Annotated in this window: 19 protein-coding genes and 1 pseudogene; 12 read left to right on the top strand and 8 right to left on the bottom strand. The window is 69.3% G+C overall.

Features of this window, described 5'->3' with window-relative positions:
• Positions 1–4 precede the first annotated feature (4 nt).
• From ACFJIX_RS26160 to ACFJIX_RS26145, 4 genes and pseudogenes are all read left to right on the top strand, one after another.
• On the top strand, positions 5–454 hold the full coding sequence (locus ACFJIX_RS26160; protein WP_377155531.1) for a GNAT family N-acetyltransferase: 450 nt from the start codon (positions 5–7) through the stop codon (positions 452–454).
• Between the two features lie 220 nt (positions 455–674).
• Entirely contained in the window at positions 675–1,277 is a 603-nt protein-coding gene (locus ACFJIX_RS26155) for a lytic transglycosylase domain-containing protein (RefSeq protein WP_377155530.1), read from the top strand.
• Positions 1,278–1,440: 163 nt separating this feature from the next.
• A pseudogene (gene parC, locus ACFJIX_RS26150) lies at positions 1,441–3,794 on the top strand (DNA topoisomerase IV subunit A).
• 230 nt (positions 3,795–4,024) lie between these two features.
• Positions 4,025–4,525, top strand: coding sequence for an FxDxF family PEP-CTERM protein (locus ACFJIX_RS26145; protein WP_377155529.1), 501 nt, complete (start codon positions 4,025–4,027; stop codon positions 4,523–4,525).
• Between the two features lie 98 nt (positions 4,526–4,623).
• Here ACFJIX_RS26145 and ACFJIX_RS26140 read toward each other — a convergent pair whose 3' ends face one another.
• The 5 genes from ACFJIX_RS26140 to ACFJIX_RS26120 form a co-directional block, all read right to left on the bottom strand.
• Positions 4,624–4,935 (bottom strand): DUF3325 domain-containing protein, encoded by a 312-nt coding sequence (locus ACFJIX_RS26140; RefSeq protein ID WP_377155528.1) that lies wholly within the window; start codon positions 4,933–4,935, stop codon positions 4,624–4,626.
• A complete protein-coding gene (locus ACFJIX_RS26135) occupies positions 4,928–6,613 on the bottom strand; it encodes a PepSY-associated TM helix domain-containing protein (RefSeq protein WP_377155527.1) in 1,686 nt (561 codons plus the stop codon). The genes ACFJIX_RS26140 and ACFJIX_RS26135 overlap by 8 nt, the downstream gene beginning before the upstream one ends.
• Before the next feature lie 17 nt (positions 6,614–6,630).
• A complete protein-coding gene (locus ACFJIX_RS26130; protein WP_377155526.1) occupies positions 6,631–6,957 on the bottom strand; it encodes an iron uptake protein in 327 nt (108 codons plus the stop codon).
• Positions 6,958–7,130: 173 nt separating this feature from the next.
• Positions 7,131–8,171 (bottom strand): quinone-dependent dihydroorotate dehydrogenase, encoded by a 1,041-nt coding sequence (locus ACFJIX_RS26125; RefSeq protein ID WP_377155524.1) that lies wholly within the window; start codon positions 8,169–8,171, stop codon positions 7,131–7,133.
• A 154-nt stretch (positions 8,172–8,325) separates the two neighbouring features.
• Positions 8,326–9,276, bottom strand: a complete 951-nt coding sequence (locus ACFJIX_RS26120) for a LysR family transcriptional regulator (RefSeq protein WP_377155523.1) — start codon at positions 9,274–9,276, stop codon at positions 8,326–8,328.
• 115 nt (positions 9,277–9,391) lie between these two features.
• Between ACFJIX_RS26120 and ACFJIX_RS26115 the strand changes: the two genes are divergently transcribed.
• From ACFJIX_RS26115 to rpiA, 5 genes are all read left to right on the top strand, one after another.
• On the top strand, positions 9,392–10,366 hold the full coding sequence (locus ACFJIX_RS26115) for a DMT family transporter (RefSeq protein WP_377155522.1): 975 nt from the start codon (positions 9,392–9,394) through the stop codon (positions 10,364–10,366).
• Between the two features lie 52 nt (positions 10,367–10,418).
• Positions 10,419–11,561, top strand: coding sequence for a 3-deoxy-7-phosphoheptulonate synthase (locus ACFJIX_RS26110; protein ID WP_377155521.1), 1,143 nt, complete (start codon positions 10,419–10,421; stop codon positions 11,559–11,561).
• A gap of 4 nt (positions 11,562–11,565) precedes the next feature.
• The gene (locus tag ACFJIX_RS26105; protein WP_377155520.1) at positions 11,566–11,994 is read left to right on the top strand and encodes a hypothetical protein; all 429 of its coding nucleotides are present in this window, start codon (positions 11,566–11,568) and stop codon (positions 11,992–11,994) included.
• A gap of 37 nt (positions 11,995–12,031) precedes the next feature.
• Positions 12,032–12,505, top strand: coding sequence for a DUF6152 family protein (locus ACFJIX_RS26100; protein WP_377155519.1), 474 nt, complete (start codon positions 12,032–12,034; stop codon positions 12,503–12,505).
• A gap of 67 nt (positions 12,506–12,572) precedes the next feature.
• Complete coding sequence (gene rpiA, locus ACFJIX_RS26095) at positions 12,573–13,232, top strand: ribose-5-phosphate isomerase RpiA (RefSeq protein ID WP_377155518.1); 660 nt, start codon at positions 12,573–12,575, stop codon at positions 13,230–13,232.
• A 67-nt stretch (positions 13,233–13,299) separates the two neighbouring features.
• On the opposite strand, the gene ACFJIX_RS26090 is transcribed toward rpiA, so the two are convergent.
• Positions 13,300–14,850: a methyl-accepting chemotaxis protein gene (locus tag ACFJIX_RS26090; RefSeq protein WP_377155517.1), complete on the bottom strand. Its 1,551-nt coding sequence runs from the start codon at positions 14,848–14,850 to the stop codon at positions 13,300–13,302.
• A 194-nt stretch (positions 14,851–15,044) separates the two neighbouring features.
• Between ACFJIX_RS26090 and ACFJIX_RS26085 the strand changes: the two genes are divergently transcribed.
• Entirely contained in the window at positions 15,045–15,407 is a 363-nt protein-coding gene (locus tag ACFJIX_RS26085; RefSeq protein WP_377155516.1) for a putative quinol monooxygenase, read from the top strand.
• Positions 15,408–15,545: 138 nt separating this feature from the next.
• Positions 15,546–15,938, top strand: coding sequence for a hypothetical protein (locus ACFJIX_RS26080; protein ID WP_377155514.1), 393 nt, complete (start codon positions 15,546–15,548; stop codon positions 15,936–15,938).
• A gap of 5 nt (positions 15,939–15,943) precedes the next feature.
• Here the strand turns inward: ACFJIX_RS26080 and mnmC are convergent, their stop codons facing one another.
• Both mnmC and ACFJIX_RS26070 read right to left on the bottom strand, forming a co-directional pair.
• On the bottom strand, positions 15,944–17,881 hold the full coding sequence (mnmC, locus tag ACFJIX_RS26075; RefSeq protein WP_377155512.1) for an FAD-dependent 5-carboxymethylaminomethyl-2-thiouridine(34) oxidoreductase MnmC: 1,938 nt from the start codon (positions 17,879–17,881) through the stop codon (positions 15,944–15,946).
• Between the two features lie 111 nt (positions 17,882–17,992).
• Complete coding sequence (locus ACFJIX_RS26070; protein ID WP_377155511.1) at positions 17,993–19,561, bottom strand: DEAD/DEAH box helicase; 1,569 nt, start codon at positions 19,559–19,561, stop codon at positions 17,993–17,995.
• A gap of 827 nt (positions 19,562–20,388) precedes the next feature.
• Between ACFJIX_RS26070 and ACFJIX_RS26065 the strand changes: the two genes are divergently transcribed.
• Complete coding sequence (locus ACFJIX_RS26065; RefSeq protein ID WP_377155510.1) at positions 20,389–20,727, top strand: winged helix-turn-helix domain-containing protein; 339 nt, start codon at positions 20,389–20,391, stop codon at positions 20,725–20,727.
• The last annotated feature ends 31 nt before the right edge of the window (positions 20,728–20,758 follow it).

The following is a 20,758-nucleotide window of genomic DNA, read 5'->3' as shown; positions in this document are numbered from 1 at the left end:
CGCCATGCTGGAACACCGCGTCACGCTTCGACCCACGATGCTGTCCGACCTGGACTTCGTCGTCGGCGTGGAGCAGGACGCCGGCAACCGGCCCTTCATCACGCCGTGGGAACGCACGCAGCACGAGGGCGCCGTCCGGTTCCCGGACGCGCGGCATTTCATCGTGGAGCTCGATGCCGAACGCGCGGGTTTCGTGATCCTGCAGGGCTGCCGCAACCCCAACCGCTCGGTGGAGCTCAAGCGCATCGTGCTCGGCCCGAAGGGGCAGGGCGTCGGTCGCCTGTGCGTGCGGCTGCTCAAGAAGATGGCGTTCACGCAGCTGGGGGGCGCACCGCTTCTGGCTGGACGTGAAAGGCCGCAACACGCGGGCGCAATCGCTGTACCTCAGCGAGGGCTATGTCGAGGAAGGCCGGCTGCGCGAATGCGTGCGGGCCGAGCCGTTGGCCGATGCTGAAGGCGTCATGGGCGAGGGCTACGACGACCTGATCGTGATGTCGCTGCTCCAGCGCGAGTACGAGGCGCGCGCCGCGCAGGGCCTGGAGGCGCCATGAGCCATGGCCGCCCCACGCCGCGCGGACGCGGGCTGCGCAAGCGGCTGGCGCTGAGCATCGCCGTGGCCTTCGCGGCCAAGATGTCGCCGGCGCATGCGGAGCTGTGGGGTTACGTGGATGCCGATGGCATCGCGCGATTTCGCGCCGGTGCAGGTGGACAGCCGCTTCCAGCCGGTGATGTCGCCGCTGAGCGGCATCCGGCGCGTGCCGGGCAAGACCGACCACGGCCAGCGCATGCTGACCTGGCTGGACATCGCGCCCGAGGTCAAGGCCGTGCAGCCGTATCTGCGCGAGGCCGCGGCCGCGACCGGCATCGACGCGGAGTTGCTCAAGGCGATCATCGCGGTCGAGTCCGGCTTCAAGCCCGACGCGGTGTCGCCGCGCGGCGCGACCGGTCTGATGCAGATCACCGCGGTCACGGCGCAACGCTACGCCACGCCGGAAGAGTTGCGGCGCACCGGCTACCTCCAGGATCCGCGCACCAACGTGCTGATCGGCGCGCGGATGCTGGCGGACCTGACACGGCGCTTCGGCCGCCTGGACGCGGCGCTGGCGGCCTGGAACGCCGGCGAAGGCGCGGTGCGTCGCGCAGGCGGCCACATGCCCGACATCGACGAGACGCAGGCGCACGTCCACCTCGTGATGGAGCTCTACTGGGCGCTGCTGCAGCGCAGCCTCGGCAGCCGGGCCAGGCAACTGACGATGGTCGCGGCGCCGCTCGAATGAGCGGTCGTGGCGACCGGCGGACGCCGAAGGATTCCTGAGCAACAGATTCCCGGGAACGTTCCCAAGCACCTTCCCAAAGACATTCGCAAGAACATTCGCAAGAACGTTTTTCCAGACATTCGCAAGCAGATTCGAACGACCGGCGCAGGCCGGCATGAGAGAGATGACCCAAGAGACCTTTGATTTCGAGAACCCCAACGGCGCCGGCGGCCCGGGCGGTCAGTCCCCATCGGGCGACGCGCTGACGCTGGCGCAGTACGCGCAGCAGGCCTACCTGGAATACGCGCTGTCGGTGGTGAAGGGCCGGGCCTTGCCGTCCTACAGCGACGGCCAGAAGCCGGTGCAGCGGCGCATCCTGTTCACGATGGAGCGGCTCGGCCTGGGCTTCACCGGGACGACCGGCGCCAAGGCGGTCAAGAGCGCTCGCGTGGTCGGCGAGGTGCTCGGGCAAGTACCACCCGCACGGCGACCAGGCCGCGTACGACGCGATGGTGCGCATGGCGCAGGACTTCAGCCAGCGCTATCCGCTGGTCGACGGCCAAGGCAACTTCGGCAGCCGGGACGGCGACAACGCCGCCGCGATGCGGTACACGGAAGCGCGCCTGTCCGCCTACTCGCGCCTGCTGCTGGACGAGCTGGACCAGGGCACGGGTCGACTTCCAGCCCAACTACGACGGGTCCGAGAGCGAGCCCCGCGAACTGCCGGCGCGGCTGCCGTTCGTGCTGCTGAACGGCGCCTCGGGCATCGCGGTAGGCATGGCCACGGAGATCCCGAGCCACAACCTGCGCGAGGTCGCCGAGGCGGCGGTGCTGCTGCTCAAGCGACCGGATGCCAGCGACGATGAGCTCTTCGGCGTGATCAAGGGCCCGGACTATCCGGGCGGCGGCCAGTTGATCAGCTCGGCGGACGAGATCCGCGCGGCCTACAGCACGGGCCGCGGCAGCCTGAAGGTGCGCGCGCGCTGGAAGATCGAGGACCTCGCCCGCGGCCAGTGGCAACTGGTCGTGACCGAGCTGCCGCAAGGCGTCAGCACGGCCAAGGTGCTCGAGGAGATCGAGGAGCTGACCAACCCCAAGGTCAAGACCGGCAAGAAGACGGTGACGCCGGAGCAGCTGCAGCTCAAGGGCGCGATGCTGGCGGTGCTGGACAAGGCCCGCGACGAGTCCAACAAGGACGCGCCGGTGCGCCTGGTCTTCGAGCCCAAGAGCCGCACCGTCGACCAGCAGGACTTCATCAACACGCTGCTCGCGCAGACCAGCCTGGAGACGACGGCGCCGCTGAACCTGACGATGGTCGGCGACGACGGCCGGCCGACGCAGAAGACGCTGCGCAAGATCCTGACCGAGTGGATCGGCTTCCGCCTGAACACGGTGACGCGGCGCACGCAGCATCGCCTGGACAAGGTCCGCGACCGCATCCACATCCTGGAAGGCCGCCACGAGATCCTGCTGCACATCGACGAGGTCATCGCGCTCATCCGCCACTCGGACGAACCGAAACCCGCGCTGATCGAGCGCTTCAAGCTCAGCGAGCGCCAGGCCGAGGACATCCTGGAAATCCGCCTGCGCCAGCTGGCGCGACTGGAGTTCATCAAGATCGAGCAGGAGCTGAAGAACCTGCGCGAGGAGGCCGGCAAGCTCGAGGAGATCCTGTCCAACCCGTCGGTGCTGCGCCGCACGGTGGTCAAGGAGATCGAGGCCGACGCCAAGCAGTACGGCGACGACCGCCGCACCGAGATCAAGGAAGACAAGCGCGCGGTCGCCGAGGTGCGCATCGTCGACGAGCCCGTGACGGTGGTCGTCAGCCTGAAGGGCTGGGTGCGCGCGCTCAAGGGCCACGAGGTGGATCCGGCGGCGCTGGCGTTCAAGTCCGGTGACTCGCTGTACGGCGTGTTCCCGTGCCGCAGCGTCGATCCGCTGGTGGTGCTGGGCACCAACGGCCGGGCCTACTCGGTGCCGGTCTCGGCGCTGCCCGGCGGCCGCGGCGACGGCCAGCCGATCACCACGCTGATCGAGCTGGAGTCGGGCACCCAGATCGCGCACTACTTCGCCGGCGCGGCGACGCAGAAGCTGCTGCTCGCGGGGACGGGCGGCTTCGGCCTGGTGGCCGAGGTCGGCGACCTGGTCGGACGCCAGAAGGCGGGCAAGAGCTTCCTGAGCCTGGAAGGCGAGGAGCGCCCGCTGCCGCCGTCGGTGGTGCCGGCCGGGGAGGTCGCCGGCGTGCAGGTCGCCTGCCTGTCGATGACCGGTCGCCTGCTGACCTTCGCGATGGACGAGCTCAAGCACCAGCCCAAGGGCGGTCGCGGCCTGACGCTGATCGACCTGGACGCGAAGGATGCGCTGGTCAGCGTGGCCGCGTTCACGACCCATCTGCTGGTCAGCGGCACGATCCGCGGGGGCAAGGCCCGGGAAGAGCCGCTGAAGGGCGTGGCGCTCGCCGGCTACGCCGGCAAACGAGCCAAGAAGGGCAAGCCCTGCGACGTGATGCAGAAGCCGATGCGCATCACGGCAGGGTAAAGCTGAGGGATCGTCTCCCCGGTCACCGCCCATCGCCTGTTCGATCGGCGGCGTGCCTGAAGTGGGCACACATGGGACAAGGGAAAGGGACAAAACCTGGCCCTTGTCCCCTGCGGATGTGACACGCCAGTGACGCACCGCAACAAAAGTCGCCGGTTTGTGCAGGACGCGAACCCATGCTGCAGTGCAAACTCCGTCACGAATCAACTCGACTGACGGGATCGGCAGCCATGAAATTGAAGTCTCTCGTGCTGGCGCTGGGCGCCGCGCTGATCGGTGGCGCCGCGGGCGCCGCGACCCTGGATCCGGTGTTTGTCACGCCGACGGTGACCCCGAGCGGCAACAGCTTTTCGGACGTGGTCCTCGGATCCTTCACCCTGACGCAGGCCTCGGACGTCACCGGCTCGGTGCTGGCGGCAACCACCATCAGCTTCGGCAACGGCTTCACGGTGCCGCTGCAGTCGGTGAGCTTCAGCTTCGCGGGCCTGAACGGGCTGACCGACCTGGATGCGAGCGCGGCTGGCTTCCATTACGCCAACCTGGCCGCCGGTACCTATCAGCTCCTCGCCAGCGGCACGCTGGGCGGTGCCGGCTTCGGTGGCATCGCGGTGCTGTCGACGACGGTCAACGTCGCCGCGGCGGCTGCCGTGCCGGAGCCCGCGACCTACGCGCTGATGCTGGCCGGTATCGCCGGCATCGGCTTCGCGGCGCGTCGTCGTCGCCAGGACTGATCGGCATCCGGGCCGCGGGTTGCGGCCACTGCCTCGACGGCCGCGTGAGTGGCCGTTCTTCATTCGGCCGCTCACGCGGCCGTTTGTCTTTCAGCCGCTCAACGCGGCCACAGCGCCTTCAGCCATCGCGGGCGCCACGACAGCGTGGCCGCGATGGCCGCTGCCGAGCCCGCCAGCAGCATCAGCCAGACCAGCGCGGCCATCGACGGGTGATCCGCCTGCAGGCACAGGCCGAGCGACAGCGCCAGTGCGAGCACGCCGGCCGCGCGGAGATTCCGGACGGTGGCCGCCGTCGGCGCGGCTTCGCCGTGGACCTGCTCCCAGTGGGTGTCCATCGCCAACGCCAGCCAGCCGAAGCCCAGCACGGCGTTCACGGCGGCAGCGCTCAACAGCACAACGGGCTCAGCCATGACGGACTCCCGCGGTCTTGAGGGCGGACGGCGAGGCAGGCTCCGGCGACGCTGAACGCCTGGCCCTTTGCGCCAGCTTGCTGGCGGCGAACAGGGCGATGGCGGCCATCGCGATCAGGCTCAGGTCCGCGCCGGCCACCGGCCAGTAGCCGGCCGACAGTGTCTTGCCGAGGTGGTCGCCCGTCGTGACCGCATTCGCGATGACCGCCGACGCCGCGCCCAAGGCGATCGCCCAGCATTGCTCGCGCCAGGCCGGATTCATGCGCGCCTGCGCGACGGCGCCGCCGCGGAGGAAGGCATGCACCATCGTCAGCGCCCAGGTGCTCCAGAACACGTTGCGCTCCCACGCGCCCTTGTCGGCGAGCGACTCCGGCAGCAGGCGGTTGGCGATCAACATCGCCATCGTCGCGACCAGCATGCCGGTGACGGTCGTCACCGCCAGCGCGTCCACGATGCGGCTGCCCTGTCCGCCGGCCTTCGCGTGCTGCTGCTTGCGCTTCTCCACGAAGAACAGGAAGCCCGTCGCGATGCACACGCAGCCCAGCAGGCCGCCCAGCACGTAGAGCCAGCGCAGCAGCCAATGCCGGAAGTGCTGCAGGTGCAGCCCGGTGAGGAACTCGTTGACGCTGTCGACGGCGGTGCGCGGCGGATCCTCGCGCAGCAGCTCGCCGGTGGTCCCCTTGAAGTGGATGCCTTCGCCGGTCAGCGCGACGCGGTCGGTGCCGGCGCGATACACGCTCACATAGGCGTTGGCATCGCCGACGTGCTGCACGTTGACGAAGCCCACGTCGCCTGCCATGCCCTTGGCCGCCCAGCGACGCTGCGCCTCGGCCACCATCGCGTCCACCGAGGCCAGCGGCGCCGCGGTGCCGGCGCGCTCGTGCGGCAGGCCGGTCTCCTGTGCCTCCACGCGTTCATGGAGGTCGTGCAGGTCATGCAGCTGTGTGTGGGCGACCGGGAAATAGATGCCCGCGAAGATCACCAGCCCCGTGAACGCGAAGAAGAAGTGGAAGGGCAGCGCCACGACGCCGGTGAGGTTGTGCAGGTCCAGCGCGCTGCGCTGCACGGTCTTGTTGCGACGGAAGGTGAAGAACTCGCGGAAGATCTTGCGGTGCATCACCACGCCGCTGACCAGCGCCGCCAGCATCATCAGCGCCGAGAAGCCGACGATCCAGTAGCCCAGGTCCTTCCACGTGACGTGCAGGCTGTAGTGCAGCGGATAGAAGAACTCGCTGCCGATGCGCAGCTGACCCTGCGGCAGCACAGCGCCATTGCGCGGATCGAGCGCATGGACCGCGAAGACGGTCTCGTCCGGATCCTTCGCGTTCGGGACCTTGAAGCCGGCAAACACCGACACCACCGGATCGCGGTGGGTCGTGTACGCGCCCCAGCTGCTGAAGACGTCGAAGCGCCCGGGCAGCGGTCCGTTGACGCGGCCTTCGAGCAGCGCGACGGTCTCCTTGGCCGGCTGCATCTTCTCGAAGGCGGGCTTGAGGATCTGGTCGAAGGACGGCATCGGCTGCGGCTCGAAGCGCGAGGACGGGATCGCCCAGCGGTCGATCTCGCGGTCGAAGACCGACAGCGCGCCGAAGAAGAACACCACCATCAGCACGAAGCCCAGCACCAGGCCGAACCAGGTGTGCAGCCAGGCCATCGACAGCCGGAAATTCTGGAACACGGTCCGATCCTTTCGCGTCAGGCGAGCAGCGCGCGCTGGATCAGCGCGGCTGCCCCGGTCATGACGCCGCCGCCGGCCAGCAGCACCGCCCAGCACAGGCCGACGCGGCGTGCCGCGAAGGTCCAGAGGAACACCACCAGGAAGAGCAGCACGCCCAGGATCGCGCTCAGGTGCTCGGCGTCGTGGAAGGGCATGCCCAGCGCATAGAGCCCGCTGTGCGCGATCGCGATGAAGCCCCAGCAGAACGCGTAGCCGCCGAGGATCGCCGCGCCGATGCGGGAGAGAAGGGCGAGCGGAGGTCGTCGGCCAGTGCCTCGAGCGGGGCGGGTAGCGGCATCAATCATGAGCGGGCAGGCATCGGGGAGATGTGAATGCGAGGCATTATCGTCTCGGCAATGGCCCAACCGAATGAAGTTCTATCTCTCGCCAGCAGGTCTTTGCTGGATGCGCCAACGAAAAAGCGCTCCCTCGGGAGCGCTTTGTCTGGCAGGTGGGACGTGGATCGACGAGTGCGGGGTCAGAGCCGCGCCATCGCCTTCGCGCACTCGGGCACCAGCGCCGGGCCCTTGTAGATCAGGCCGGTATAGAGCTGGACCAGATCCGCGCCGGCCTGCAGCTTGGCCCGCGCATCCTCGCCGCCGAGAACGCCGCCGACGCCGATGATCGGATAGCCGCTGCCCAGCGCCGCGCGCAGCAGGCGGATCACCCGGTTGCTGGCCTCGAAGACCGGCGCGCCGGACAGGCCGCCGGTCTCGTTCGCGTGCGGCAGGCCCTGCACGGCCTCGCGCGAGATGGTCGTGTTGGTCGCGATGACGCCGTCGATGCCGTGGCGCTTCAGGCTCGCGGCGATGACGGCGACCTGCTCCTCGTCGAGGTCCGGCGCGATCTTCACGAACAGCGGGACCTGCCGCCCGCTCTCGTCCTGCAGCGCCAGCCGACGCGCCTGCAGCGGACCGAGCAGCGCATCCAGCGCCTCGTCGCTCTGCAACTGGCGCAGGTTCTTGGTGTTGGGGCTGGAGATGTTGACGGTGATGTAGTCGGCATGCGGGAACACGCCTTCCAGGCCGATCAGGTAGTCGTCGACGGCATGCTCGATCGGCGTCGCGGCGTTCTTGCCGATGTTCAGGCCGAGCAGCCCGCCATGGTGACGGAAGCTGTGCGAGCGCTTGACGTTGGCGATGAACGCGTCCAGCCCCTCGTTGTTGAAGCCCAGGCGGTTGATCAGCGCCTGCTTGGCCGGCAGACGGAACATGCGCGGCTTGTCGTTGCCGGGCTGCGCCTTGGGCGTGACGGTGCCGACCTCGATGAAGCCGAAGCCCATTGCGCCGAGGCCGTCGATGCAGCGCCCGTTCTTGTCGAGGCCGGCCGCCAGGCCGATGCGGTTGGGGAAGCGCAGTCCGGCGACGGTCACCGGATCGGACACCCGCGTCTGCGCCCAGGCGCATTGGGCGGGGGTGTTCTGCAGACGGGCGATGCTGCCCAGGGTCAGTTCGTGCGCGTGTTCGGGATCCAGACCGAACAGGAAGGGACGGGCGAAGCCGTAGGGGATGAGAGCCATGATGGGGCGGATTGTCTCATCGCCCTTCGCGCGACCCTGGCCGCGCCTACTCCTGGCGTGCGAACGGTGATGGGGGACTCCCCCTGGCCCGTTCGGGCCGGGGCCTGGCGGAGCCTTCGGGGCGGCTCCCGCCGCGGGCCCGCCGGCGCTGGTGTCAGGTGGGTTCCGGGCGATCCCATGGCGCCACGTCGCCGAACCGTTCGACACAGAAATCGATCAGCGCGCGCACCTTCGGACTCGGAAAGCGGCTCGGCAGGTAGACCGCGTAGAGCACGTTGGCCTCGGCCGGACCGCCCAGCGGTGTCCAGTCCGGGAGCAGGGCGGTCAGGCGGCCCTCGCGCAGGTCGCGACCGATCGCGTAGGTGGGCAGCACCGCCAGGCCCATGCCGGCCAGCGCCGCCACCCGCAGCGACTCGCTGCTGTTGGCCGTGAGGCCGCTCTCGAAGCGCAGAGCCCCGGAGATCTCGACCTCCGACTCGCCCTCGGCGGCATGGCGGAAGCGCCAGCGCTCCGGCGCGTGCAGGTAGCCGAAGCGCAGGCAGCGGTGGCCGGCCAGGTCCGCGACCGCCGTCGGCGTGCCATGCCTGGCGAGGTAGTCCGGCGACGCACTCAGCACGAAACGGATGTCGGCCAGCTTGCGCGCGACAAGCCCGGGACTCGGACGCCCCGTCAGGCGCATCACGACGTCGAAGCCTTCCTCGGCCAGGTCGACATAGCGGTCGTTGAGGCCGAGCACGATCTGCAGCTGCGGATGCAGCGCGCAGAACTCCGCCATCAGCGCGGTGAATTGCAGGTTGCCGAAGGCGGTCGAGGTGCTCAGCCGCAGCACGCCGCGCGGCTGCTCGCGCTGGCCGGCGAGTTCCGCATCGAGCGCCTGCGCCTCCTCGATCAGGCGCTGGGCACGCTCGTAGACGCTGCGCCCCTCGGCGGTGGGGCTGATGCTGCGGGTGGTCCGGTGCAGCAGCCGCGTGCCGAGCTGCTGTTCCAGCCGCGCGACCTGCTTGCTGACGGCGGACTTGGTCGCGCCCAGCAGCTTGGCCGCGCCCGAAAAGCTGCGTGCGTCCACGACGCGGGCAAAGGCTTGCAGGTCTTCCAGGCGGCCCATGACGGTCCCTTGATTGTTCTCGATCTGGAAACTCTAAAACGAATCGCTGATGGATTGTGTCCAGGGGCTTCCATTTCTAGAGTTCGTCTCATCGACGTTCACCTGGGAGTTCGCCATGACGACCTCAACCCTCACCACTGCCACGCCGCATTCACCGCAGTCGTCCCCGGCGTCACGCCGGCTTCCACGGCTGGCTGGCGGCACGCGACCCGACCGTCTCGGCGCCCTGGTGGCGCTGAGCCTGCCGGCGCTGTTCATCCTGCTGTGGAGCACGGGTTACGTCGCCGGCAAGCTGGCGCTGCCGCACGCGGGACCGTTCACGCTGCTGGCGCTGCGCTTCGGGCTGGCGGCGGTGGTGCTGCTGGCCGTGTCGGTCGCGACGCGCGCACCGTGGCCGAAGACGGCGCGGGCCTGGATCCACCTCGGCGTCGTCGGCCTGCTGATGCAGGTGCTGCATTTCTCCGGCGTCTACTGCGCGATCGCGTGGGGTCTGCCGACCGGCGTGGCCGCGCTGCTGATCGGGATGATGCCGCTGGCCACCGCGATGGGCGCCCACCTGTGGCTGGCCGAACGGATGAGCGCCGGCCAGTGGCTGGGCATGCTCGGCGGCGCGGCTGGCGTGGCGCTGGTGATCGTCGACCGGCCGCTGGGCGGTGGGGCGTGGATGGCCTACGGCGCGGGGCTGCTCGGGCTGGCCGGCCTGGTCGCCGGCACGCTGTACCAGAAGCGCTTCTGCGCCGGCATGGACCTGCGCACCGGCAGCGGCATCCAGATGACGGTCTCCGCGCTCACCGTACTGGCGCTGGCCTGGTGGCGCGAACCCGGGATGCCGGACTGGAGTCCGGAATTGATCGGCTCGACGCTGTGGCTGGGGCTGGTGAACTCGATCGGCGCGTTCAGCCTGATGTTCGTGATGATCCGGCGCGGCCAGGCCGGCGCGGTGGCCAGGCTCTTCTACCTGATCCCCGGCGTGTCGGCGCTGATGGGCATGGGGCTGCTCGGCGAGCACTTCGGCGCGCTGGCCCTGGCGGGCTTCGTCGTGTCGGCGGCCTCGGTCGGACTGGCCTCGATGTCGCGGGCGGGCGGATAATCGGCGGTTCAATTTCGCGTATCGACGCCCGAGAGGGCGCAGCGCCGCCGCCATGAAGCACCTCGACCACCCGCAGCACGATCGCGAGATCGGTTCCGCCGATTCCACCCGCGACGACACCCGCACCGACGACACCCGCATCGATGCGGTCCGCCCGCTGATCTCGCCGGCGCTGCTGCTCGACGAGCTGCCGCTGCCGGAGGCCTCGCTGAAGGTCGTCGAGACCGCGCGCCGCGAGATCAGCGACGTGCTGCACGGCCGCGACGACCGGCTGCTGTGCATCGTCGGGCCGTGCTCCATCCACGACCATGGCCAGGCGATGGACTACGCCCGGCTGCTGAAGGACCTGCGCGGCGAGCTCGAGCAGGACCTGCTGATCGTGATGCGCGTGTACTTCGAGAAGCCGCGCACGACGGTGGGGTGGAAGGGCTACATCAACGACCCGCACCTGGACGGCAGCTTCCACATGAACGAAGGCCTGCGGCTGGCGCGCCAGCTGCTGCTGGACGTGACGGCGCTGGGCCTGCCCGCGGGCACCGAGTTCCTGGACCTGCTGTCGCCGCAGTACATCTCGGACCTGATCGCCTGGGGCGCGATCGGCGCGCGCACCACCGAGAGCCAGAGCCACCGCCAGTTGGCGTCGGGCCTGTCCTGCCCGGTGGGTTTCAAGAACGGCACGGACGGCTCGGTGAAGATCGCCGCCGACGCGGTGCTGGCGGCGCGCGCGAGCCACGCCTTCATGGGCATGACGAAGATGGGCCTGGCCGCGATCTTCGAGACCCGCGGCAACGACGACTGCCACCTGATCCTGCGCGGCGGCAAGGCGCCGAACTACGACGCGGCGTCGGTGCAGGCGGCGGCCGAGGTGCTGAAGGCCGCGGGGCTGCGCGAGCAGTTGATGATCGACTTCTCTCACGCGAACTCGTCGAAGAAGTATGAGCGCCAGATCGACGTGGGCCACGATGTCGGCGCGCAGATCGCCGGCGGCGATGCGCGCATCACCGGCGTGATGGTCGAGTCCCACCTGCAGCCGGGTCGCCAGGACCTGCTGGCCGGTCAGACCAAGGCCGACCTGCTGCCGGGCGTGTCGATCACCGACGCCTGCCTGGGTTGGAGCCAGACCGAACCGCTGATGCGCTCGCTGGCGGCCGCGGTGCGTGAACGTCGAGAGCGTCGCGAGCGTCGCGTGGCCTGAGCCCATGTGGCGCACGATGACGACGCTGGTGGCCCATCCGTGGGCTTACCCAGCGTTCTCGGTCGTGCACCTGATCGGGCTGGGCGCGCTGTTCGGTGGGCTGCTGGTCTTCGAGCTAAGGACGCTGGGTCTGCGGCGCGAGCTGGATCCGTCGTCGCTGGCCCGGCTGGCGATTCCCGCGGCCTTGGCGGGCTTCGCGCTGTGCGCGGTGTCCGGCGCGGCGATGTTCGCGATCCAGCCCCAGGAGCTGTGGGTCAATCCGGCGTTGCGGATCAAGGTCGCGCTGATCGCGCTGGCGGGCCTGAACGCCGCGTGGTTCCACTGGCGCGGCGGCGTCCGCGCGCAGGATCGGCTCGGGCGCTGGCAATGCCTGCTGTCGTTGGGGATTTGGGTCGCTGTCATCATCTGCGGGCGCTGGATCGCGTTCGTCTGACTTCCCACCCGCCGGCGCGTCTTTCAAGGAGGCTTCGATGGAACGTCGTCTGTTGCTGGCCGCGCTCGCGGCCGCGCCCCTGATGCCCGCCACCGTCCGCGCCCATCACGGGTGGAGCGGCTTCGACCAGGATCGCCCGTTGTATCTCGAAGGCAAGGCGCTCAAGGTCGCCTGGCGCAACCCGCATGCGGAACTGGACCTCGAGGTGCCGGAGCGGCTGGTGCTGCCGGCGGACCTGAAGCAGCGGACGCTGCCCAAGCAGACGACCGCCGTCGACGGCCAGGCGCTGCTCGCGAAGACGCAGGTGCCGACGCGGCGCGACCGGCGCTGGGAGGTCGAACTCGCGCCGCTGACGCGGCTGGAGGCCTGGAAGGTCGAGGAGATCAGGCCGGGCACCGACGTGTCGGTGATCGGCTTCGCCGCCCCGGGCGAGCAGGGGGAGGCGGTGCTGCGGGCGGAGTACCTGTTCGTCGGCGGGAAGGTGTACGGACTGAGGTCGTCGCCGGCGTGAGCGGCGGAGATAATCCCGCCTTTCCTCTCCCGCCATCAACGACGAGCCTTCGCTCGATCCCTTCGCCATGACCCAAGACGAATTGAAGACCCTGGTCGGCCAGGCCGCATTGCAGTACGTGACGCCGGACACGGTGGTGGGCGTGGGCACCGGATCGACGGTGGACAAGTTCATCGACGCGCTGGCCGCCAGCGCGATCCGCATCTCGGGCGCGGTGTCGAGCTCGGTGCGCAGCACCGAGCGGATGAAGGCGCTGGGCATCCCGGTGCTGGACGCGTCGGAGGTCGAGTCGCTGCAGGTCTACATCGACGGCGCCGACGAGATCGATCGCCAGGGGCACATGGTCAAGGGCGGCGGTGCGGCGCTGACGCGCGAGAAGATCGTGGCCGATCTGGCGAAGACCTTCGTCTGCATCGCCGACGAGAGCAAGCTGGTCGACGTGCTGGGCGGCTTCCCGCTGCCGGTCGAGGTGATCCCGATGGCCGCCGCGCAGATCGCGCGCCGTTTCCGGGCGATGGGCGCGGAGCCGGTGCTGCGCAAGGACTGCGTGACGGACAACAGCTGCCAGATCCTGGACGTCAAGGGCCTGAAGATCACGGACCCGGCCGCGTTCGAGGCCGAGGTCACCCAGTGGCCCGGCGTGGTCACCGTCGGCGTCTTCGCCCGCAACAAGGCGGGCGTGTGCCTGCTCGGGACGGCGCAGGGCGTGAAGACGATGACGTTCTGAGCGAACGCCGGAGGAAATGACGTCGGGGCCCCGCGGGGCCCCGATCTTTCTTCTGCTCCCCGAGCGCTCAGCGCAGCCGGAACACCGAGATCGCGGTGGCCAGCCGTTGCGACTGCTCCTTGAGGCTCTCGGCCGCCGCCGCCGATTCCTCGACCAGCGCCGCGTTCTGTTGCGTCATCTGGTCCAGCTGGCCGATGGCCGCGTTGACCTGGTTGATGCCGTCGCTCTGCTCACGCGACGCGGCGCTGATCTCGCCGATGATGTCGGCCACGCGCTGCACGCTGGCCACGATCTCGGTCATCGCGCCGCCGGCGTCTTCCACCAGGCGCGAGCCCGACTCGACGCGCTCGACGCTGGCGCCGATCAGCGTCTTGATCTCCTTGGCCGCCTCGGCGCTGCGCTGTGCGAGCGAACGCACCTCGCTCGCAACCACCGCGAAACCGCGGCCCTGTTCGCCGGCGCGCGCCGCTTCCACGGCCGCGTTCAGCGCCAGGATGTTGGTCTGGAACGCGATGCCATCGATGGTGCCGATGATGTCGGCGATGCGGCGCGAGCTGTTGCTGATGTCGCCCATGGTGCTCACCACCTGACTCATCACCGAGCCGCCGCGTTGCGCCGTCTCCGCTGCCGAGCTCGACAGCTGGTTGGCCGTCATCGCCGAATCCGCCGTCTGGCGCACGGTGCCCGTCAGCTGCGTCATCGACGCGGCAACTTCCTGCAGGTTGGAGGCCGTCTGCTCGGTGCGCGCGCTCAGGTCGTGGTTGCCGGTGGCGATCTCCGCGCTGGCGGTGCCGATGCTCTCGGCCGAGCCGCGCACGTCGCCGATCAGCTTCAGCAATTGCGATTGCATGCCACCCAGCGAGCCGAGCAGTTGGCCCGTTTCATCACGGCCGCCTTGAGGCACGCGCTGCGTCAGGTCGAAATGGGCGATGGCGTCCGCCACTTCGGCGGCACCACGCAGCGGGCCAGTGATCGAGCGCGTCAGCGTCACCGCGAACCACACGCCGAGCGCCAGCGCGACCAGCGAGAACACCAGCAGCGCGGTCCGCGCCCGGCCGTTGGTCGCGTCGACCTGCTTGGCGGCGTCGTCCAGCAAGCTGCGCTTGTGTTGCACGATGGCCTGGATCGCTTCCTGGAACTTCGCCGCGGCCGGCTGGAACTCGCGGTCGAAGACTTCGCGAGACTTGTCCGCGTCACCGGCCTTCTTGGCGGCGGCCACCGCGTCGCGGGTGCTCAGGTAACCCTTGCGGGCCTCGCTGAGCGTCTCGAACATCTTGCGTTCCTCGGGCGTGACCATGTAGCCGTCGAGCTGCTTCTGCAGCTCGCCCGACTGCTTGGTCGATTCGGCCGAGGTGGCGGCGAAGAACTGGGCCAGGCTGGGGTCCGCGCTGACCGCGATCGCGCTGGTGCGGTTCACACCATTGGTGATGTTGCGGTACCAGTCGGACGCGACACGTTCGGCGGCCAGATCCTGGTTGAGCATCACGTCGGTCTCGGCGGCCACGCGGCCCAGGGCCAGGTAGCTCAGGCCCGAGCCCACGAAGGCGATCAGCAGCACCAGGCCCAGCACCACGCCGAGCCGCTGGCCGATCGATCGGCCCGCCACGAGATGAATCATGAATGTGTCTCCCGAGATATTGAATCCGCTTGGATCCGTTTGGATTCGTATGTCTGCGCCCATGCGGGCGCGCGACGCCTTGACGGCACCTTCGCTTCATATCGACGCGTACGTGAAGAAACTTAAATGGTTCGACGGCGGGGCGCCGGACAATGCGCCATCCGTCACGACCCCGTCCCTCACCGATGTCCGCCATGTCCGACACGAGTCTCCCGACCGCCGAGCGCGGCAGCTTCCTGCAGGTGATCGCGCATTACCACGTCAAGCCGGGTCTGGGCGACCAGGTCGGCGCGCTGCTCGTCGAACTGACCGAGGCCACGCGCCGCGAGGCCAAGAACCTGGCGTATGCGTTCTACCGCTCGCCGCAGGATCCGGACCGCTACGTGATCCTCGAGCAGTACACCGATGCGAGCGGCCTGGACGAGCACCGGGCCTCCGAGCATTTCCAGCGGCTGGGCTTCGGCACGATCATCCCGATGCTGGTGTCGCGCGAGGTGACGAGCTACGTCGTGCGCGTGGGCGCCGACGGCAAGCCGGTGGACGCCGTCAAGGCCTGACCCCCCGAAATGACGAGAGGTGTTGACGCCGCGCAAGGGGAGGTCGAATCCCCCCGCCGCTTCCCCCGAAAGTTGAATCCGCAACTTCTCTCGCAGTGGCAGAGTAATGGCCATGGATGGGCGACGCCCGTCGTCGCAATGGGGAAGTTCATGCAGTTCAATGAAGAAGGACAGCGCGCAAGCGCGATGGGCGGAAACGCCGAACTGGCGCTGCAGGTGCAGATGCTGAAGACGCGCTTGGATGTGGTGTTGCCGACCCTGGCGACGCGAGAGCAGCTGCAGCAGGAGGTGGGCGCGCTCCGCGGGGAGATCGGCACGGTGCGTGCCGAGATCGGCAGCCTCCGGTCGGAAATGCATCAGGCGTTCACCAACCTGCTGAAGTGGGGCGTCGGCGTCGCGTTGACGTCGATCGTGGCTGCGGCGGCCGTCGTGACGGCCATGGCGCCGATGCTCCAGCTCTCGCCGCGCGGTCGGGATGCCCTGGCATTGGCGATGGTGGCCGACAAGGCGCAAGACCTGCAGCGCGAGTAGGCGCTCTACGTCGTGGCCCGGTGCGCCTTGGCGGCAAAGCGGGCTGGATCGAGCGCGTCCGCGAGGCTCGATTCCACCGGCCACGGTGCGCCAGTCAACTGCGCGGCGACGAGTTCGGCGCACAGCGTCGCCCATGTGATCCCACGCGAGGCGAGGGCGCCCAGCACCATCAAGCCGGGCTGACGCGGCCAGAAGCGCACCTGCTCGGCGCGGCGCTCGGGCATGGCGGCCGGCAGCGCGCCCACGATCGGAAGCCGGTCCGGCACCAGGCTGCGCCAGCCCACACGACCCGCGACGGGCATGTCATCGGGGAGCGCGGCCGACGGTAGCAACGAACGCAACCGATCCATGTTCTGTGAGTGGTCCGACGCACGGAGCGTGGGGTCCATGTCGCCGCCATCGGTGCTCGCGCCGAAGCACAGCGTGCCGTCGGGGAGAGTGAGCGCGTAGCCCAGTCCCGCCACCGGCATCGCCAGCATCGGCGGGGACAGGTCTTGCGGCATGAGGCTCAATTGCCCGCGCTGCGCCACCCATGGCCACGACGGGCCGGCCGTCCATGCGGAGGCCAGCGGAGCGCTTCCGATGCCGCCACACAGCACCACGGCATCCGCGGTCGCGATGGATTCGCCGACGATGTTCAACGCGGCCCAGCGACCGCTGGCGTCGTCACGATGCAGTCGTTCGACCGGCGTGTTCAAACGCAACTGGAAGCCGTCGGATCGCGCCGCCTCATCCAGCCACGCCTTCACGAGCGCCGGCGGCGACACCGCGCCTCCCCCTGCGAAGAACCATGCGGGTTGGGTCAATGCAAGGCCTGCCTTCGCTCCCGCTTCCTCGGCGCTCAGGGCCTGCGCATAGTCGGCGGGGAGCCCGCTGCGCGCCAACAGCGCCTGCATCGATGCCAGCGCCTGGGGATCGCGCTCGACGCGCAGCAGTCCCCATTGCAGCCAGGGCAGGGCGGGCGCGATGCGGCGCAGTTCGCGCTCCGTGGCGAGCGCCGCGGCGCGGCTGAAGCGGGCATGCGGACCGTCCTCGGCGTGGAGCGTGCCGTGGAACAGTCCGCCTGGATTGCCGGAGGCCTGCGCCGCGGTCGTTGCGCCGCCTTCGAGCACCGTGACTCGCAAGCCTTCCCGCGCCAGCACGCGCGCGCAGGCGGCGCCCGCCAGCCCGGCGCCGATGATCAGCACGTCCTTGGCCTGCGGCGCGACGGCCGTCCGGCCCGGCGGCACCGGCGCCCGATGGCGAGGAGCGAAACGCGCCACGGTCGTTTGCCACTTGCCGCCGGTGCCCGGTCGCTTCCGGACCTCGAAGCCCGCCGCCGTCAATCCGTCGCGCACGCCGCGGGCGACGCTCCAGGTCGCCGCCGTGGCGCCCGGCGCGGCCAGCCGGCCGACCTGCTTCAAGATGGCGTCGTCCCACAGTTCGGGGTTCTTCGCCGGCGCGAAGCCATCGAGGAAGAAAGCATCCACCGACGCCACCAGCTCCGGCATCCAATCGTGCGCGTCGCCGAACGCCAGCATCAGCCGGACGCGGCCTTCGTCGAAGTCCAGCGTGTGCAGGTTGGGCGTGGGTGCCGGCCAGGCCTCGAGCAACTGGCGCGCCAGCGCAGGCTCCGGCGACGCCGCATGAGCGCGCTCGAGGTCGTCCTGCGTCAGCGGATGCTTCTCGATGCTGAGGAAGACCAGCCGCTCGCAACGCGCCGGGTCCTCGCGCCACGCGGCCCAGGTGGCGAGGAAGTTGTTGCCCAGGCCGAAGCCCGTTTCAAGCACGACGAAGTGCCGTCGACCCGCCCACCGTTCCGGCATCTCGTTGCCGTCGAGGAAGACCTGCCGCGCCTGCGCGAACGCGCCGAAAGGGGCGTGGTAGAGATCGCCGAAGTCCGGCGCGTTCGGGATGGCGCCGGAGAAATCGACGCGGGCCGGAAGGATGGGCGCGGTCTTCATGGGGACGGGGAGTGGCCGCGAGTATGCCCAATGCGGTCTCGCACGGCGGCACGGAGGCGGAAACGACAACGGCGCCGGTGAGGGCGCCGTTGCATCACGGAAGGTCCGGGATCAGGAGTTCGACTTCGGACGCGTCAGTGCCGCGCCTGCCGGACGGTTGCCCTGGCTGCCGTGACGGCTGCCCTGGCCCTGGCCTTGACCTTGACCCTGAGCTTGGCGCTGACCGCCTTGACCTTGTGCCTGACGCTGACCTTGACCCTGGCCGCCTTGGCCTTGTCCCTGGCGCTGACCTTGCGGCTGGCCGCCGGCTCTCTGGCCGCCGCCTTGCGCACCCTGCGCCGGACGGCCCTGGCCCTGACCGCCGCCCTGCGGACGGCCGCCCTGGCCCTGCGAGCGGCCACCGCCGCCACCACCACCGCCGCGACGGCCACCACCACCACCGCCGCCACCCGCCGGACGCGGCGAGCCCGAGGACTTGCCCAGCCCGCCGTTCAGCACCATGCGGCCCAGCACGATGGGTTCGGGCTTGGCGTTCGGGTCCGGCTCGAAGCCCGGCACGACCTCGCGCGGGATCTCGCGCTTGATCAGCTTCTGGATCTCGCGCAGGAAGCCTTCCTCGTCGACGCACACCAGCGACAGGGCCTCGCCCTGCGCGCCCGCGCGGCCGGTGCGGCCGATGCGGTGCACGTAGTCTTCGGCGACGTTCGGCAGCTCGTAGTTGATGACGTGGGGCAACTGGTCGATGTCGATGCCGCGCGCGGCGATGTCGGTCGCGACCAGCACCTTCAGGTCGCCGCTCTTGAACTCGGCCAGCGCCTTCGTGCGGGCGCCCTGGCTCTTGTTGCCGTGGATCGCCATCGCGGTGATGCCCGACTTGTCCAGGTACTCGGCCAGACGGTTCGCGCCGTGCTTCATCCGCGTGAACACGAGCACCTGGTGCCAGTCGTTCTTCGTGATCAGATGGGCGAGCAGTTCCTTCTTCTTGTCGCGGTCGACCGGGTGGATGCGCTGCGCGATCGTGTCGGCCGTCGCGTTGCGGCGCGCCACCTCGATCAGGCCCGGCTTGTCCAGCAGGCGGTCGGCCAGCGCCTTGATCTCATCGCTGAAGGTCGCGGAGAAGAGCAGGCTCTGCTTCTTCGCCGGCAGCAGCGCGAGCACCTTCTTGATGTCGTGGATGAAGCCCATGTCGAGCATGCGGTCGGCTTCGTCCAGCACCAGGATCTCGACCTTGGACAGGTCCAGCGTGCCTTGCTGTGCGTGGTCCAGCAGGCGGCCCGGCGTCGCCACCAGGATGTCCACGCCCTTGCGCAGCTGGCTGATCTGCGGATTCATGCCGACGCCGCCGAACATGACCATGCTGGTCAGCGGCAGGTACTTGCCGTAGGTGCGCACGCTTTCCTCGACCTGGGCGGCCAGCTCGCGGGTCGGCGTCAGCACCAGCGCGCGGATCGCGACGCGTCCCTTGGCGTCACGGACGGGCTTGCTGGCGGACAGGCGCTCCAGCAGGGGAAGCGTGAAACCGGCGGTCTTGCCGGTACCGGTCTGGGCGCCGGCCAGCAGGTCGCCGCCGGTCAGGACGGCGGGGATCGCCTGGCTCTGGATGGGGGTGGGGGTCGAGTAGCCGGCATCGGCGATCGCGCGGAGCAGGGGCTGGGAGAGCCCCAATGCGTCAAAACTCATAAGCTGCTTTGTTGGTGCCCGAACGGGCTTTGTGTGCAGCACGCCGGCCCGGTGAGGGCTGGCGCCAGTCTTCGGCTGCCGTGGGAGAGCGTGAGCTCAAAAGATAAAGCCGCGGCAAGACTGAGCCGCGGCGATGGGGGCATTGTAGCTGACGGGGTCTGTCACCCCTGTGAGCAATTGGTTCGGTCGACGAGCCTCGCCCCATTCCTCTCCCTCGATGCGGAAGAGGGGGAAGAAGAGGGAACGCGTGCACCGCAAGGGCGCAAATACGGCGATCCGGACAGCTTCCAGCAAGCTCGGTGACAGGCCTCACTCAGGCAAGCGTGTCGGTGTCCGCAGCCGTGTTTCAGTGCGGTAAACCGTGGGTAAAAAGGGTGGTGAGGCCCGTCCTGATCGGCGTTCAAACGGGATTGCGGCGGCATAGTCTTGCGCCAATGTGTCCACTTGTCCCATCGTCATGAGCGCCCTGTTTCCCGATCCTGCCGCCGGCACCCATCTGCTGCTGCTGGACCCCGACCCGCATGCGCGCCTGCGATTCGCCGGCCTGATGCGGGCCTGGGGCTTCCGCGTCACCGACAGCGCGGAGGCGGCCCTGCTGGACCGCGTGCCGCTGCTGCCGGTGGACCTCGCCCTCATCGATCCCAGCGACGCCCGCGAGGCCGGCTGGGGCGCGCTGACCCGATTGAGACAGCGCTCGCGGATGCCGGTGATCGTGCTGCTGCAGCACGACAGCACGCTGGAACGCGTCCTCGCCCTGGAGCGCGGCGCGGACGCGGTGCTCCCCGAAGGACGGGGAACCGCGCGAACTGCAGGCCCGCATCAAGGCGTTGCTGCGACCCCGCGAGGGCGATGCGGCCGAGGTGCTGATGTTCGGCCGCTTCAAGCTGGAGCCGATGACGCGTCGACTGTCCGGACCGGGGGGCTTCTGCGTGGTGCTGTCACAGAGCGAATACAAGCTGCTGCGCGCCTTCCTCGAACGTCCGCACAGCGTGCTGCAACGCCAGGAGCTGCTGCACCTGGCGCGCGGCGACGGCGTCACGGCGCTGGAGCGCTCGGTGGACCTGATGGTGTCGAGGCTGCGACAGAAACTGAACGACGATCCGAGCTCGCCGCTGATTCGCACGGTGCGCGGCATCGGGTATCTGTTCGATCCGCCGTTGCGCTGATGCACGAATGCGGCCGCTGGCCCTCACCCCC

The organism is Roseateles sp. UC29_93, assembly GCF_042695725.1.
Lineage (GTDB): Bacteria > Pseudomonadota > Gammaproteobacteria > Burkholderiales > Burkholderiaceae_C > Roseateles > Roseateles noduli_A.
This window is presented reverse-complemented; position numbering and strand designations above follow the sequence as displayed.